At 59.9% G+C, this 15,240-nt stretch carries 13 protein-coding genes and 1 riboswitch; of the genes, 6 read left to right on the top strand and 7 right to left on the bottom strand.

The window, feature by feature from the left end; translation table 11 throughout:
• Positions 1 to 14 precede the first annotated feature (14 nt).
• Positions 15 to 428, top strand: coding sequence for a putative quinol monooxygenase (locus JDEN_RS01030; protein ID WP_015770506.1), 414 nt, complete (start codon positions 15 to 17; stop codon positions 426 to 428).
• Here JDEN_RS01030 and JDEN_RS12875 read toward each other — a convergent pair.
• Positions 425 to 1,267, bottom strand: coding sequence for an EI24 domain-containing protein (locus JDEN_RS12875; protein ID WP_169304084.1), 843 nt, complete (start codon positions 1,265 to 1,267; stop codon positions 425 to 427). The two genes, JDEN_RS01030 and JDEN_RS12875, sit on opposite strands and share 4 nt — an antisense overlap.
• Positions 1,268 to 1,484: 217 nt before the next feature.
• Between JDEN_RS12875 and JDEN_RS01020 the strand changes: the two genes are divergently transcribed.
• Together JDEN_RS01020 and JDEN_RS01015 are read left to right on the top strand one after the other, a co-directional pair.
• Complete coding sequence (locus tag JDEN_RS01020) at positions 1,485 to 1,970, top strand: FBP domain-containing protein (protein ID WP_015770504.1); 486 nt, start codon at positions 1,485 to 1,487, stop codon at positions 1,968 to 1,970.
• A gap of 73 nt (positions 1,971 to 2,043) precedes the next feature.
• Positions 2,044 to 3,252, top strand: a complete 1,209-nt coding sequence (locus tag JDEN_RS01015) for a cobalamin-independent methionine synthase II family protein (protein ID WP_015770503.1) — start codon at positions 2,044 to 2,046, stop codon at positions 3,250 to 3,252.
• A gap of 100 nt (positions 3,253 to 3,352) precedes the next feature.
• Here JDEN_RS01015 and JDEN_RS13930 read toward each other — a convergent pair whose 3' ends face one another.
• Together JDEN_RS13930 and JDEN_RS01005 are read right to left on the bottom strand one after the other, a co-directional pair.
• On the bottom strand, positions 3,353 to 3,856 hold the full coding sequence (locus JDEN_RS13930; protein WP_015770502.1) for a DUF2087 domain-containing protein: 504 nt from the start codon (positions 3,854 to 3,856) through the stop codon (positions 3,353 to 3,355).
• A gap of 193 nt (positions 3,857 to 4,049) precedes the next feature.
• Positions 4,050 to 6,299: an exo-beta-d-1,3/1,6-glucosidase gene (locus JDEN_RS01005; RefSeq protein WP_015770501.1), complete on the bottom strand. Its 2,250-nt coding sequence runs from the start codon at positions 6,297 to 6,299 to the stop codon at positions 4,050 to 4,052.
• Between the two features lie 137 nt (positions 6,300 to 6,436).
• Here JDEN_RS01005 and JDEN_RS01000 point away from each other — a divergent pair, with 137 nt between their 5' ends.
• Positions 6,437 to 7,540 (top strand): AAA family ATPase, encoded by a 1,104-nt coding sequence (locus JDEN_RS01000; protein ID WP_015770500.1) that lies wholly within the window; start codon positions 6,437 to 6,439, stop codon positions 7,538 to 7,540.
• Between the two features lie 9 nt (positions 7,541 to 7,549).
• The gene (locus JDEN_RS00995; protein ID WP_015770499.1) at positions 7,550 to 9,148 is read left to right on the top strand and encodes an MFS transporter; all 1,599 of its coding nucleotides are present in this window, start codon (positions 7,550 to 7,552) and stop codon (positions 9,146 to 9,148) included.
• A gap of 35 nt (positions 9,149 to 9,183) precedes the next feature.
• On the opposite strand, the gene JDEN_RS00990 is transcribed toward JDEN_RS00995, so the two are convergent.
• The 4 genes from JDEN_RS00990 to JDEN_RS00975 form a co-directional block, all read right to left on the bottom strand.
• Entirely contained in the window at positions 9,184 to 9,357 is a 174-nt protein-coding gene (locus tag JDEN_RS00990) for a CsbD family protein (protein ID WP_015770498.1), read from the bottom strand.
• A gap of 146 nt (positions 9,358 to 9,503) precedes the next feature.
• Positions 9,504 to 11,207, bottom strand: a complete 1,704-nt coding sequence (cydC, locus tag JDEN_RS00985; protein WP_015770497.1) for a thiol reductant ABC exporter subunit CydC — start codon at positions 11,205 to 11,207, stop codon at positions 9,504 to 9,506.
• Positions 11,204 to 13,045, bottom strand: coding sequence for an ABC transporter ATP-binding protein/permease (locus tag JDEN_RS00980; RefSeq protein ID WP_169304083.1), 1,842 nt, complete (start codon positions 13,043 to 13,045; stop codon positions 11,204 to 11,206). The genes cydC and JDEN_RS00980 overlap by 4 nt, the downstream gene beginning before the upstream one ends.
• Before the next feature lie 129 nt (positions 13,046 to 13,174).
• Positions 13,175 to 13,801, bottom strand: a complete 627-nt coding sequence (locus JDEN_RS00975; protein ID WP_015770495.1) for a hypothetical protein — start codon at positions 13,799 to 13,801, stop codon at positions 13,175 to 13,177.
• Positions 13,802 to 14,041: 240 nt separating this feature from the next.
• A riboswitch (SAM riboswitch) is annotated at positions 14,042 to 14,149 on the top strand.
• Between the two features lie 7 nt (positions 14,150 to 14,156).
• Between JDEN_RS00975 and JDEN_RS00965 the strand changes: the two genes are divergently transcribed.
• Positions 14,157 to 15,176 (top strand): methylenetetrahydrofolate reductase, encoded by a 1,020-nt coding sequence (locus tag JDEN_RS00965; protein ID WP_015770493.1) that lies wholly within the window; start codon positions 14,157 to 14,159, stop codon positions 15,174 to 15,176.
• The last annotated feature ends 64 nt before the right edge of the window (positions 15,177 to 15,240 follow it).

The raw sequence follows: 15,240 nt of genomic DNA, 5'->3' as shown, positions 1-15,240 counted from the left end.
CTTCACCGTTGTCGGTGGCCTCGTCCCGCCTTGTTGTCCCATCCTACGAAACGTTGGGGGATACTGCCTGGTCGGCGTTTCTCGCTGTGGTGCGCCGTGTCGGTGCTGCTTGCTATGGTCGTGCCATGACATACGCAACAATTGGCACCATGGGAGTGAAACCCGGTGAGCGTGACGCGGTTATCGAGATCATGACCAGGCATAACAGCGTTCTGCGCGACGCGGGGTGCCTTGTTTATGAGGTTGGCGGGCGTGACGACGACCCCGACACCGTGTATGTGGCCGAAGTTTGGGAATCGGAAGAAGCCCACGCAGCGTCATTAGAACTAGATGAGGTAAAGGCTGTCATTTCTGACGCAATGCCTCACCTCACCGGTGATTTTGGTGGTTACGACTTCGCTGTAGCTGGTTCACCGCTGCGCGATTAGAGGTTGATCATGCCCGGCATGGGAGGCGGGTTTTTGTCGGTTGCTGCGGGCAGCTGGTAGTTGCTAAGTTCCATCACACGATGCGCGAGCATCGTGCTCCCTACAACAACCGCTGGCATGAACAGTATTGCCCCCAGTGGGATGGTGTAGACGCCGCTGATGGTGAACCCAAACCCGAGGGTCATGGGGGTTTGTTGGCGGAGGCATCTGCGGCGGTCCTTTTCTGGGACGCCGTGCGCTGTTAGTGAGCGGCTGGCGGTTTCGAGGGTGAGGAGCCAGGCTGCGGCGCTGAGGTTCAGTGCGCCAGCAGTTGCTGGGCCTAGGACGGGAATCAGGCTGATGAGCGTGCATCCAAGGGCAAAAAGCACTGACCGCCATGCGAGCGCCCAGCCGTCTTTGATGCCTTGGAAGAACCCGGGTTCTTGGTCTGGTACTTCGCCGTGAATGTCGCGTTCGACTTCTTCCCAGATCTTTTGGTAGATCGGGTCACCAATCATCAGGGCGAGTGCAGTGAAGAGGGCCGCGCTGAGTCCGAGCGCAAGCCCAATAACACCAATGGCGGTCACAATGCGCACGGTCCACATCCACCCGGTGGCCCAGTCTTGTGCGAAGGGGGTGAGGAACATCGTGATGGACACAATGTTCACAAGCAAGGCGATCAGCAGTGCCAACAAGATCAGAGTGACTAATACGGCTGGCATCATCCCAAGAATGAGGAGCTTAGGCCGTTTGAGGAGCCACCGCATCCCTTCCATCAGGTAAAAAGCGCCGTCACGGACGCGCAGCGTGATGTCTTGGGCACCTTTGACTGCAGCCTGGGGGTTGATGGGTGCGGGCACGGTGGTCCTTTCGGTGTGACTCAAAAAGTCTGGCACGCCAAACCGCAATGAGTATACGGTGGATCGTGATGCCCCACGAGGAAAGGACCGGTGGCCATTCATGGCCTGCACAGCGAACATCTGACACTCCACTTTTTTCACACCGCCAGCCCCCAGGGTGCTGTGCGGTGAGTGAGTTGTTCTTGTTCGTTGTCCTGTTCTCGATGAAAGTTGCATCATGCACCCCCTGACCTCTGATGATATTCGCGCGTCCTTCATTAACGCGTCCAAACGTGAAGCTGCTTTGGCTGCTTCTGCTGCCCGCCTCGATGGTGTGGCCTGGGAACGGCTAGATATTTTTGGCTGGACTGACCCAAAAAATCCCCTCGTCACCAGTGTTGTTATTCCTGTTGATGATGTTCCGGTTGGGATTTTGCTGCGCACCTCCACCACAAAACCAAAGAAGACGATGTGCGCCCTGTGCGAGGACATCATTGCGGTTGATAACGTGAGGCTTTTCGCGGCCCGCTTAGCTGGCGCGCCAGGGCGGCAAGGAAACACGGTGGGGACGCTGCTTCACACTGACCTCAGCTGCTCCGCTCACGTGCGACGCGCACCAAACACCATGGAAGGCAAAGCCGACCCGGAGGGGTTCATTGCCCGACGCATCGGCGTGCTTCACAGCAACGCGGAACGGTTCGCGCGGCGGGTCATGGGCGAGTAAGCCCTAGACACCCTGTCCCGCCATGCGGGCGGGGTGTCCACTTTATGGAAGGCTGCTGGTTAGACTAGCGGTCATGTCCCACACCGTTGATTCCATTCCTGTGTCCCACGCCGGGTCCTTGCCCCGCACCCCTGAACTCCTTGCCGCCAACGCGGCCATAGAAGCCGGCGAACCCACCGACGCCATCAACGAGTTGCGCACCGCAGCAGTCGTGGACATCGTCAAACGCCAGCAAGACCTTGGCGTCACCCTGCCTGGTGATGGCGAATACGGAAAGTCCATGTCAACAGCGGTGGACTACGGCGCCTGGTGGAGTTACTCGTTTTCCCGCACTGGTGGCCTTGCCCTCGACGAAGACCAACAGTGGCTCACCACCGACGTCCAATCCACTCCCGGCAACATCCGCACCACCGGGTTTGGGCACCGCCGCGACCAAGCCGCTTTCCGCGAGGCGTACACCGACCCCGAATCAGGCATTTTCTCCGGTGGCGCACCCAAACTGTTCCCCAAAGTTGTGGACAAACTTACCTACACCGGGCACGACGCTGTGGCCACAGACATCGCAAACCTGAAAGCCGGTTTAGCGGCAACTGGCCTAGAACAAGGGTTCATCACCTCCATCGCTCCCGGCTCGGCAATGCGCATCGGAAATGACCACTACTCCAGCGACGAGGAACTCGTATACGCGTGGGCTGACGTGTTGCGTGAGGAATACGTCGCCATTGTTGAAGCCGGGCTCATTGTGCAAATTGATGACCCGTCCCTGGCGGAAAACTGGGACCAAATCACCCCAGAACCTTCCATCGAGGACTACCTTGCGTTCTCACGGCTACGCATTGAGGCGCTCAACCACGCGCTACGCGGGCTCCCAGAAGAACAGATTCGCTACCACCTGTGCTGGGGTTCTTGGCACGGCCCACACACAACGGACCTTGAGTTCCGGCACATCGTGGACACCATGCTGACGGTCAACGCTGGTTCATACTCTTTCGAGGCCGGGAATGTTCGCCACGAACACGAGTACACGGTGTGGGATGACATCACTCTGCCCGAGGGGAAAATCCTTGTGCCCGGTGTGGTGTCCCACGCAACGAACGTGGTGGAACACCCTGACCTCGTTGCGGAACGCATCACCCGGTTCGCCACCCGGGTTGGACGCGATAACGTCATTGCGTCCACGGACTGCGGTCTTGGTGGGCGCATCCACCCACAAATCGCCACCGCGAAACTAGAAACACTTGCCGAGGGTGCACGTCGCGCTAGCGCGCAACTATGGAAATGATGACCCGCTACACGCCGTAGTTGTTTGGTCACCACGCGCGGGGTGTCCGCGCCGGTCACAGCAGTGGGGTTATCGCAGCATCAGGCGATAACCCCACCAGCTATGGCAACCAGTACAAAGCCCCATCACGGGTCCTTTGCACAAACCCAAACTCAACGAGTTCCCTACGCCTACCCACCGGATCAGAGGCGAGCTTTTTCAACTCATCCATGAGTTCCTTTTCGCTCTTTTGTTCGCCTGGGTTCAGCACAAGCGTCGAGAGGTGTTTCATGACGTCGCGGTGGTCATCAAGCCGCGACGGAGTGCGTTCCAACCTGCCATTGGTGAAGAACCGTTCAGGCCCCTGAGGTTTCTCAGACGTACCAGATGCCAATAACGCCTTCAGCTGGGCAGGATCATCAATGAGCGCTCCCTCGTTTGTGATCCTGATGAGGCCCGCGTCCGCCAACGTTTTTGCGTGACGGCGATCAGTTTTCGATAAGTCAGCCACAACCAGCGGCGTTCCCGCCTGAGCAGCTGCAACAGCGCGAGCGTAAAGCGACCGTTTAGCGTCATCCACTAGCGCGGAGAGAAGTCGCTGCCAACTTATTGGTGGTGCACTCACATCAGACCTTTCGTGGAAAACATGCGCGGTCAACCCCCACAATACGCCAGCTGGGTGACCGCAGCGTCATACGACAGCCCGCCCAGCCACCACCCCCTCCCGATCGAAAGTGGGATTGTGCCCACTTTCCCTTTCGAAAGGGGGCACAATCTCACTTTCGATAGAGCGCAAAGGAGAAGGGGGAGCTAGTGTGTCACTGCACGATGAACTTCGCCCGGTGCAGGTCCTCGTCCCTCGATGAGGGCCCTACCAGCAGCTCAAACTCACCGGGCTCAACAACGCGGCGGCCACGCGCATCGACAATTGTGCAGTCCGCGACGGGCACCTGGACGGTTGCGGTCACGCTCTGTCCAGGTTGCACCTCCACCTGAGTAAACGCTTTGAGTTCTTTGTCCGCCCACGACACCGAGGTCACCAGGTCAGACACGTACGCTTGCACGGTTTCCACCGCGGGCCGCTGCCCCGTGTTCGTCACGGTGATGTGAGCGGTGACAGTGTCCCCCGCACCAAGTACCGTGCGGTCAAGCACCAGCTCGCTGTACTCCACGGTTGTGTAGGACAACCCGAACCCAAACGCCCACTGTGGGTCTTGGGTAAGGTCCGCATACCGGTCACCATGCTGGCCACGAATCTGGTTGTAATACGTGGGTTGCTGCCCCACGTGCCGGGCGAAGCTGATCGGCAAGCGGCCCGCTGGTTCAATGGCCCCAGTGATCAGTTCGGCGAGCGCTTGCCCGCCGCGCATCCCAGGGTTTGCCGCCCAGATGATGGCGTTTGCGTTCAGCGCGGAGGGTGGCAGAACCAGTGGTTTGGAGGCGAGGAGCACCACGATGAGGGGTTTGCCGGTGGCGGCAAGGTCGTTGAGGAGCTGTTCTTGCCCGCCGAGGAGGTTGAGGGTTGCGGTGGACCTGCCTTCGCCAACGAGGGGGATGGCGTCACCGACAACGGCAACGATGTAATCGGCGTTGTTGGCTGCGGCCAACGCTTCGTTGTGGAGCGCCTCGTCGATGGGCGCCGGTTGGGCGATGCGCGGGCGGGGTTGACCGTCGGGGAAGTGCGTTCCCGCTGGGTCGTCGACCAGGTCAACGATGTTCGCGCCGCGGGCGTGGGTGACAGTCCAGGTGTCTGGGACAATGTCACGCAGACCTTCGTAGACGGTGGTGATCTGGTTGGTGAGGTGGCCGTCGGGCATCCATCCGGCTTGGCCAGAGTTCCCTGCCCAGTCCCCAAGTTGGTATTGGTGGTCGTTCGCGTTAGGGCCAATGACCGCGATTTTTTTGCTGACCTCTAAGGTGGCGTCGAGTGGCAGGGTGCCGTCGTTGGCGAGCAGGACCAAGGAGCGGCGGGTGAGGTCACGGTTGATGGCCGTGTGGTCGGGTGTGGCCAGTGCGGTGGCGATACGTTCCGGGTTGGGGCGCCGCGGGTTCTCAAAGAGCCCCAGTTCGAACTTCACGGTGAGGATGCGGGAGACTGCCGCATCAACATCAGCGTCAGTCAGTAGCCCCTGGTCAAGGGCGCGAAGGGCGCCATCGAAGAATTGTGGGGTGGTCATCACCATGTCGTTTCCGGCTTTCACCGCAGCGGCAGCCGCGTGCGTGTGGTCGGGCATGACCTGTTGTTCCCACACCATGCGCCCAACGTTGTCCCAGTCGGTGATGAGCATCCCGGTGTATCCCCATTCGCCGCGGAGGACATCATCGAGGAGCCACGAGTTGATAGTGATGGGCACCCCGTCCGTGGTTTGGTAGCCAAGCATGAACGTGCGGCACCCCTCACGGGCGACGCGTTCGAAGGGTGGCAGGAACCAGGAGCGCATTTTGCGTTGGGACACGTCCGCTTCAGATGCGTCACGTCCACCTTGGGTTTCTGAGTAGGCAGCGAAGTGTTTTGCGGTGGCGAGGATTGCGGTGTGGTCGGTCAGACCGTCACCTTGGTACCCGCGCACCATGGCGCTGGCGAGTTCACCGATGAGGTGGGGGTCTTCCCCGAAGGTTTCGTTGACGCGGCCCCACCGCAGGTCACGGGCTATGCACAGGACGGGTGAGAACGTCCAGTGGATACCGGTTGCGGATGCTTCAACCGCGGTGACGCGGGCTGCTTGTTCGATGAGTGGAGCGTTCCAGGACGCTGCCATGCCCAGTTGGGTGGGGAAGATCGTGGTTCCCTCAAAGAAGGAATGCCCGTGGATGCAGTCTTCACCAACGAGGAGGGGGATTCCTAAAGGGGTGCGTTCTACCAGGGTGTGCGCTTCGCGCAGGGCATCTGGTGAGGTGTGAAGGATTGAGCCGACGTGCACCGTGTTGATGAGGTGATCGAGGTTATCCCGTGCATCGAGTTGCATCATTTGCCCGACTTTTTCTTCGCGGCTCATGCGGGAGAGCAGGTCGGTGACGCGTTGCTGGATCGGCAAGGTGGGGTCACGGTATGGAAGTGGTGTGGTCATGGTGGCCTCCTTGCCAACAAAACGAGGTCGAACAACACAGGTGTGGTAGCGCTCCCACTACCCTATCTGATTCCCGCTACCGCCACGTATTCCAGCAACACGTCACGATGTCAGGTGGTGACGGTAGCGTCGCAACCATGATCCGTACCCTCGCTTTTGAGAAGTACCGCTCCCTTGCTGATGTGACCGTGGACCTCCACCCCCTGACCGTGGTGACCGGTGCCAACGGATCCGGAAAATCCACCCTGTACCGGGGGATGCGCCTGATGACAGACATCATCCGTGACGGTGCACTGACCTCACTCGCATGGGAGGGAGGGATGCGCAACGCCCTGCATGCAGGGCGGCGGCGCACTGGCCCTGTGGCGTTACGGCTTGGTGTGGCCGTTGACGAACTCAACTACGCGATCGAACTGGGTTTGCCGCAACTTAGCCCGTTCCCACTCGACCCCGAAGTGAAAGTGGAAACACTGTGGCACGGCACCCACCCGCGCCCCTCAACAATCCTCGCGCAACGCCGTAACCAAGCAGTGTCCCTCCGTTCTGATACAGGATCCCTGGACGTATCCGGTTGGCGGCCCCGCATCGAAGAATCCATGATCGCCACGCTGACTGACCCAACCGTCTCACCTGAACTGTACGCACTACGGGAGCAGGCACGGTCCTGGCAGTTTTACGATGCGCTTCGGGTCGACCTGCACGCCCCCGCCCGCCAGCCATCCCCAGCCACATTCAGTCCTTGCTTGACCCCTGATGGTGGGAACTTCGCGGCAGCGCTCGCCACCGTGCTGCGGGTCGGTGACACCGAAGCGCTACACACCGCTGTGTCTCGCGCATTCCCACAAGCAACCGTCACCGTTGAAGAAGACGACCGGGGATACGCATATCTACGCTGGTCAACCGGTTTGACACGGGCACTGGACGCATCGGAAATATCCGACGGGACACTGAGATTCCTCATGCTCGCGGTGATCCTTTTATCTCCGCGGCCACCCAAGTTCCTTGTGCTCAACGAACCCGAAGGGAGCATTCACCCCTCGCTGCTTCCCGCGATCGCTGACCTGATCCTTGTGGGTTCACGTTCCACCCAAATCCTTGTCGTGTCCCACGCCACCGCACTTGTTGATGCGCTCGGCGACGACGCCCACCACATCCACCTCAGTCACAACGGCCACGACACCCACATTGAGGGGCAAGACCGGTTCAGTGGCACCAGTTGGGTGTGGCCCACCCGGGCGTAGCATGACTACATGAACTCTCCCGCGCACCATGCGCGCCGCTGGTGGGGGCTAGCGGCCATTAGTTTCTCAGTTGCCCTGATCATCATGGATTCCACCATCGTATCGGTGGCAATCCCCTCCATCATCACTGACCTGGGAATTTCCACCACCCAGGTGCAATGGGTCCAAGAGATTTACACATTGGTGTTTGCCGCGTTGCTTCTCGTGTGGGGGCGCATCGCAGACCGTGTGGGGCGGCGGCGGATCCTAATGATTGGTTTGATACTTTTTGGCGCATCGTCATTATGGTGTTCCAGTGCTGATTCCGGGGGAATCCTCATTCTCGCCCGAGCCGTGCAAGGCATTGGCGGGTCGATGATTCTGCCCACAACTTTGTCGTTACTCAACACCACCTTCACCGGGCGCGAGCGCACGATCGCGTTCGCTATCTGGGGTTCCACCATTGGCGGGATGGCGGCAGTAGGACCTGTTGTAGGCGGGTGGCTCACCACGTACCACACATGGAATTGGGCCTTCTTGATCAACGTTCCGCTCGTTGTGCTCATTGGTGCAGCTGTGGTGTGGGCGGTCGCTGAGTCTCGCGACACCAGTGCTGAACGGCTCACCGACTGGGTGGGTGGCCTGTTGTCTATCGCCGGGTTTGGGGCTTTAGTGTTCGCCCTGATTGAAGGTCGAGTGTACGGTTGGTGGCTGGCAGCACCAACTGCGAATGTGTCCCTTGGATCATGGTCGGTCATCCCGTTTGCGCTACTGGGCGCATTAGGGATCCTGAGCGTTTTTGTGTGGTGGGAACACCGCCGCGCCCAGCACGGGTTAAGCGTCATCGTTGACCTATCGCTCTTCCAGATCACCTCATTCCGCAACGGAAACATCACTGCGATGGTGGTGTCGATGGGCGAGTTCGGGATCATCCTTTCACTGCCGTTGTGGTTCCAGTACGCCCTTGGTTTAGATGCTTTTGACGCCGGTTTAGCGCTCATCCCTTTGGCTGTCGGCTCGTTCCTTGCTTCTGGAGCGATCTCAGCACTCAGCAAGAAACTCACACCGATTGTCATGGTGCGTACCGGTTTAGTTTTGGAAATAGCCGGCTTAACAGCGTTGGCCCTCCTATTACGCCCTGACTCATCGCTGTGGCTCACAACTACCACATTGTTCATCTATGGTGTTGGAGTTGGGTTCGCCACCTCCCAACTGACTGCCACCATTTTGGTGGACGTCCCACGCGACCGATCAGGTCAAGGATCATCCACCCAGTCCACAGCCCGTCAAGTAGGATCCGCACTCGGTATCGCCGTTCTCGGCAGCGTCTTGTTCACAACACTCACAACAGGAACCGAATCCCGACTCTCTGAGTTCCTGGCATCCAACCCTGACGCCCAAGAACTCGTGGACTCCATGACACGATCATCAGGCGCACTCATTCCGCAACTCAGTGGAAACCCAGCCACCGCTCCAATCGCCGACGCTGCGCGCGAAGCCCTGACCCAGGGCGTCCAGTTCGCTGGAATCACCGCAGCGCTCGCACTACTGATCGGGTTGGCGACCAGCTTCCGGTTAGGCCCAACCCTCCAGGTAACGCCAGAGGCGGGACCAACTCGCGTGAGTTGATCCCGCCCCGGGGGTGGTTCTTCGCTGTGCGAGCGTCAGTCTCGGAAGGTGTCCTTGACGTTCTCGCCTGCCTGCTTCATGTTGGCTTTCGCCTGGTCGGTTTTTCCATCAGCTTCGACACGCTCGTTGTCGGTTGCGTCGCCGTATGCTTCTTTCGCCTTGCCTTTGAGTTCTTCAGCTTTGTTGCTGATTTTGTCTCCGAGTCCCATGTGTTCCTCCTTCAGGCGAATGGTCATGGTAGGGCCCAACCACTCCAACAGCGGTGTGCCCGTCCCTCTTCACCCTGCCGCAGGTTCTTGAGGTTCGCATCTTGAACGCTTCACAAGGTCCACAACCGCAGGTCTTCCACCAGCACCTATCGCTCCGGGACCGCTGCAAGAACTTCCTCAGCAGTCACCTGGGTGACAATGCCGTGATCGACCTGGAACACCAGGTCCGCATCCGCCGCATCACTGGGACGGTGGGTAATCTCAATGAGCGTTGCGCCCGGTCGAGCCCCACGCAAAGCCACCCGAAGACGCTGAGCAGTGACCTCATCAAGGCTGGAGGTGTATTCATCCAGCACAAACACATCGGCAGGAGTCAGAAGCGCCCGCGCCAATGCAACACGTTGACGCTGCCCCCCGGACAACGACTCGCCAAACTCACCCACCAAGGTGTCCCAACCGTCGGGGAACCGGTCAATGTCTTCCATAAGCTGCGCTACCTCACACACCTGCCGCAACCGTTCATCAGAAGCCGACGGGTCAGCAAGGCGGAGGTTATCGGCGATGCTCATCGCAAACAAGTGAGTACGTTGAGAAACCAACGCCACCCGCCCCCGTAACTCATCCTGCACCACATCTGTGATAGGAACACCCCCCACCAAGATCCGCCCCTGGTCACAATCCCAGAAACGCAGCAGAAGATGCGCCAGTGTGGACTTCCCCGACCCTGACCGTCCCACAATGACCGCACGCGACCCAGCCGGGATGCTCAACGACACATCGGTCAGCACAGGCACTGGCGCACCGGGATAAGCAAACGTCACCGCATCCCACTGAACAGACAACCCACCTGCAGGCAACGACACAGGGTGGGCCGGGTCAACAACCGCGGGCTGGGTCGATACTGCCGCCCGCAACCGGGCAGCAGCCGAACCAGCAACATCAAGGTCTGCAAGTAACGTGTCAATTGCCTTCGATGCCGAAAAACTCGACAACGTGACCGCCACAGCAAGCGCTAACTGCTCCACCGTGAAGGTGCCTTGAACAAACCGTGCACCGGCGTCCCCCAGGACAAGCAGCACCGTGATGAGGGTGAAGGCGACGGTCAGGGAACGTCGAATCGCGGTGATCGTACCGCGGTGGGTATTGTCCTGGGCGATGGTGTCAATCAATGAGGTAGAACGTTCCAACCATGGGTGTTCGTAGCCGTATCCCACAATGTCGGCGACACCTTGGACAGTTTCAGTGACAGTTTGGGAAAACCCAGTGCGGTCGCTGGCGTGGCCAGCACTGACACGTTGGGTGAACCACCACCCCACCGTAGGTGTAACAACTCCCACAAGGAACACTCCCACAGCGGCGATCCACGCCACCACAGGGGACGTTGCGGCGCCCAACCAGACAAGGACACCCACCGGGACAACGACCGCTGAGATGACCGGGGCGATGGTGTGAGCGAAAAACACTTCAACCCGGTCAATGTCTTTAGTGACACGGGTGAGCAGGTCACCGGTGTGCGCAGTGACAGTGTTTGCTGGAGCACCTGGCCACAGCCGCGAAAAAGCGAAAACCCGCAGCTCTTCGAGTGCTTTAAACGCCACATAGTGCCCTGAGTACTGTTCGACGTACCGCACGATCGCTTTCATGAGCGTCAAGCCTGCTAACACCAAAACCAGGTGCCCCACATGGACGGTGCTTGTGACAGCTCGGGCTACCCCGGTCGCAGCAACAGCAAGCAGCGCCACCGCCAACACCTGGTCAATGATGCGGCACACCGTCGAGATGATGAGCGGCCACAACACGGAACGCACATGAGTGGCACTCCACCACAACGCTGACAACGACTGGTTCACTGTGTCACCTCCTGAACAACGCCACCCTCGACGCGCACAACACGATCGACCGTGCGCAACGACGAAGCCCGGTGAGTGATCGTGACAACTGTGCGCTCCCCACTGCGCACCATCTCATCAATGGCATCAAGGATCGCCCGCTCACTGGCCACATCGACTTGTGACGTCGGTTCATCCAACACGATGAGTCCAGACCCCGACAATAACGCCCGTGCTAAAGAAAGCCGTTGCGCCTGCCCCCCGGACAGTGTCGCCCCGCGTTCACCCACACGTGTGTCCAACCCGTTGGGCATTGCCTCAACGTCCGCCCGAAGGTGAGCGCGTGCTAGCGCCGCCCACATGTCTTCGTCGCTAGCGTCAGGGCAGGCAACCGCAAGATTCTCACGGATCGTCCCCGTAAACAGGTAGGTGGACTGTCGCACCACCGCACTGAACGCTCGCGCTGACGTCACCGTCACATCGGTCACCGGAACGCCACCAAAAAGGACCTGCCCTCCCTGCGTGTCTAACGAACGTTCAATGAGCCGCACAATCGTAGATTTACCGGCCCCCGAGCGCCCCACAATGGCCACATGCTCCCCTGCATTGACCGAAAAACTCGCTCCACGAAGAACCGGCGTATCCCCGTAACCGCAGGTCACATCGGCAAATTCAAGCACTGGAACAGAAGCAGAAGCCACTGCACCCAGCGGATCACGACCACCAACCACGCCAGGTTGACTACGCAGGATCCGTGCGATGCCACGCTCTGTAGCCCGGCCACCCAACCCGACATAAAAGAATGACCCCACCTTCGCCAACGGCTCCAACAACACTGTAGTCATCAGGATCAACGCCAACCCCTGACCGGCGGTAATCACATCAGCGTCAAGACGCACCACCGCGAGCACCGCCAGCGCAGACACCATGATGAGGAAAAACACGCCGTCAGTCACCAAAATGACAACCTGATTGACCGCAAGCAACCGCATCACAGAGCGGCGGTTGCGTTCACCTGCAGCCGCCAACCGTGCTTGCATGAGGGGAGCCGCCCGTAACAAACGCAAGGTAGTTAACCCTTGCAACGCATCCAAATAATCGGCCGCTAACGCCTGACGTTGCGCCCGGGACTGACCTGACACCCGCCGAAACGCCCGCTGAAACCCATACACAGCAGCCGGAATAAGTGGCACTAACACCAGCACAACAAGCGCTGTCACCCAATCAATGAACAGCGCAATCACACCTAACACCAACACCGGCGACACCACCGAAGCAACCGATGGACCCACAAACCCCACCCGGTACGCGGCGACCCGTTCCGCGCCGTCCATGGCCATGGACACCACTGCTCCCGTGCGATCACCCGCCCGTGGCGTTGGCCCGACCCGCAAGATCTGCCGAATGATGCGGTCACGGACCGTTGCTTCTTCACGCGCGCTTCCTCGCGCCGTGACCCACACCCCGGCACCGGTGAGCACGGCGGCAAGAACCGCGACCACCAGGGTGGACCATTCCCCTACTGTTGGGCTGATTCCCGCAACAAGCGGAGCAAACGGGGCCTGGTTTGCGTCTGGAAGCGTCCCTGCTTCCACAATGTCTGGGGTGGCCCCTGAGGTCGCGAGATACCGGTCCACCACCGCGCCAACCAGCACAAACAACAGGCCCGTGACAACCGATGCGGCACTGAACAACACTGCCGACCAACGAGTTGTGCGGGCAAGAAGTGGTGAGTACAGCAACGCTGGGTCCACCGGCGGCGGCCCACTTGGCCCGCCCTTTGCGCGAGAACCGTCACGGTCGCCGGGGTGACCATTGCCGGTTGGGTGACCGGGGTGACCTGGCCGGGAAGTCGTCACAGAATCAGGTCGTGAGGACGGGGGTGACGAAGGGTGGGACGCCGACATGACTGCAACCTAACACACGCAACATGGTGGCACTCAGTAGGTGCGCGCATCGGTTATTGATCCTGGTCACACCCGATGTAACTAGCGCACAAGAAGATGCAACCCGCCTTCAACGACCACTGCGAGCACTCCCATCAAACACACCCACCACACGTACCCCCAACGGCGTGATTCAGCAGCAAAAGTCCCAGCAAACAAGGCAGCCCACAACCCCAGTGATACAAAGGGGCCACTCGCCGCATACACGGTCGCCGCATGCGCGAAGGGTTGCACCATGGGCATCATGGACGCCACCGTGATCACCAGTGCAGACCCGACCGTGATTGTTAACGCTGCGATCAACAGGGGCACCTGCGGTAAGTTCGCGGCGCGTCGGGCGGCGGGCTCCTGGGACAACGGCTGCACCGCCCACAACATGACAAAAGGAATGAGTAACATCAATGCCAGGTGGGTGATCAGCCACCACTGCGAGCATGACACCTGCGGGTCAATCACCGCCGCAAAACTGGACACAGAACCACTTCGGGTACCGACCGAGGACACCCCGTGATCAACACCGATCAACACGACACCCAGCCCTGTCGCAGCCAACACAACCAGCACCGGTCGCGGAAGAGTCACCACGCGAAACCGAGAAACAAGAGGCGCAGAGAACCTGCGTCCCTCGGGAGCAAGCATGATCCCCGTCGCAGGTGTCACTGGTGACATGCCTCCACCTTTTCCTCATCAATCAACCCGGCACTAAGGGTTTGGTGCCGCCCGATCACGCTTCCCCCAAAGCCCTGTTGTGATCTGGGCGGCACCACTGTGTCCCCACCATGTTTGTGTCACAACTCCCCGTGGACTTACAGGGTGAAAGAAAGAAGTTCTCCACCCGCGACACAGAAGCCCACAATGTGGACGCTGGTTGTTCACGCACCGGAATCCGGTGCACACTGATCGTGTTCTGTTCCATCCAGAGCGGCCGAGAGTTCTGGCTCGTTGACGCCGCAGCAACCCACTCCTGAACGGAAGCCTCCACAGGGAAACGGGTGCTAACGCCAGATCCGATGGAGAATTAGTCATGGCTTCCTTTGACGTGTCAGCCACAGCTCGCGGATTTCACCGGCCTACGGTGTCGTTCGAGTTGATGCCTCCGCGTAACCCTGCGGCGGCACCAAAGTTTTGGAACACTGCCCGCAAGCTTGTTGAGGCGCATCCCGATTTTGTGTCCGTCACCTACGGCGCAGCGGGGGGCGACCGCGATTCGGCGCGCACAGTGGTGGAAACTCTCGTGCAACACACCAACGTGTTGCCGATCGCGCACCTCACCTGTGTGGGGGCGACTCGAGACAACGTGGCAGACACCATTGATGATTTCCTGGCAGCCGGGGCGCGCACGTTCCTCGCGTTGCGGGGAGACCCACCAAAGGACCAACCTGACTGGGCGCCACCCACCAACGGTGTGGTGTCGTCGCTCGAACTCATTGCGCTTCTGCGTGATGTGGAAGCGCAACGGTGTCAGGCAGATGCGTCTGAGGCGCTGCGTGGGGCAATGAAGCCGTTAACCATCGCGGTTGCGACGTTCCCAGAGGGGAACCGCGATGCGGGGACAACCCGTGAACAAGAAGCTGCCCGACTGTTGCAAAAGCAGCAAGCTGGCGCGAACTTTGCGATCACCCAGTTGTTCTACACGGCGTCGGCGTACACCGAGTTTGTGGATGTGGCACGTTCCTTGGGTGTCACCATTCCCATCGTGGCTGGCATCTTGCCGATGACCGATCCACAACGGTTACGACGGTTGGAACAGTTGACCGGAGTACCGGTCCCCCTTGAGTTAGCAGCACAGTTAGATGCGATTGCTAGCCCCCATGTGCGGCACTCTCACGGCATTGCGGCGTCAGTGGATTTAGCGAACGCGGTCCTTGACTCCGGGGCCCCCGGGTTGCACATTTACACGTTTAATAAGCACGAACCTGCACTGGACCTGCTCGAGGGCGTACACCTCGGAGGTTCACTGGGTGGGGTGGCGCCTGTGCGTTCACCGCAGCCAGTGGATGTGGCCGGGTGGCCGCAGGTTGGCGCATCCCCTGTCACTGCGTAGGTTGCGGGTGCCCCGTGTGGTGCCTTGTGATCGGGTGGTGACGTGTCCGTCTCTGCTGGTCGCG

Origin of the sequence: Jonesia denitrificans DSM 20603 (assembly GCF_000024065.1) — a bacterium.
GTDB classification, from domain to species: domain Bacteria; phylum Actinomycetota; class Actinomycetes; order Actinomycetales; family Cellulomonadaceae; genus Jonesia; species Jonesia denitrificans.
The sequence above is the reverse complement of the archived record's forward strand: the minus strand, read 5'-3'. Positions and strand labels throughout refer to the sequence as shown.

What these genes read in the sequence shown, in the direction of transcription:
- JDEN_RS01020 (WP_015770504.1), top strand. Translation starts at nt 1,485, where the DNA reads ATGCACCCCCTGACCTCTGATGATATTCGCGCGTCCTTCATTAACGCG.
- JDEN_RS01015 (WP_015770503.1), top strand. Translation starts at nt 2,044, where the DNA reads ATGTCCCACACCGTTGATTCCATTCCTGTGTCCCACGCCGGGTCCTTG.
- JDEN_RS01005 (WP_015770501.1), bottom strand. Translation starts at nt 6,299, where the DNA reads ATGACCACACCACTTCCATACCGTGACCCCACCTTGCCGATCCAGCAA.
- JDEN_RS01000 (WP_015770500.1), top strand. Translation starts at nt 6,437, where the DNA reads ATGATCCGTACCCTCGCTTTTGAGAAGTACCGCTCCCTTGCTGATGTG.
- JDEN_RS00995 (WP_015770499.1), top strand. Translation starts at nt 7,550, where the DNA reads ATGAACTCTCCCGCGCACCATGCGCGCCGCTGGTGGGGGCTAGCGGCC.
- JDEN_RS00990 (WP_015770498.1), bottom strand. Translation starts at nt 9,357, where the DNA reads ATGGGACTCGGAGACAAAATCAGCAACAAAGCTGAAGAACTCAAAGGC.
- JDEN_RS00975 (WP_015770495.1), bottom strand. Translation starts at nt 13,801, where the DNA reads ATGTCACCAGTGACACCTGCGACGGGGATCATGCTTGCTCCCGAGGGA.
- JDEN_RS00965 (WP_015770493.1), top strand. Translation starts at nt 14,157, where the DNA reads ATGGCTTCCTTTGACGTGTCAGCCACAGCTCGCGGATTTCACCGGCCT.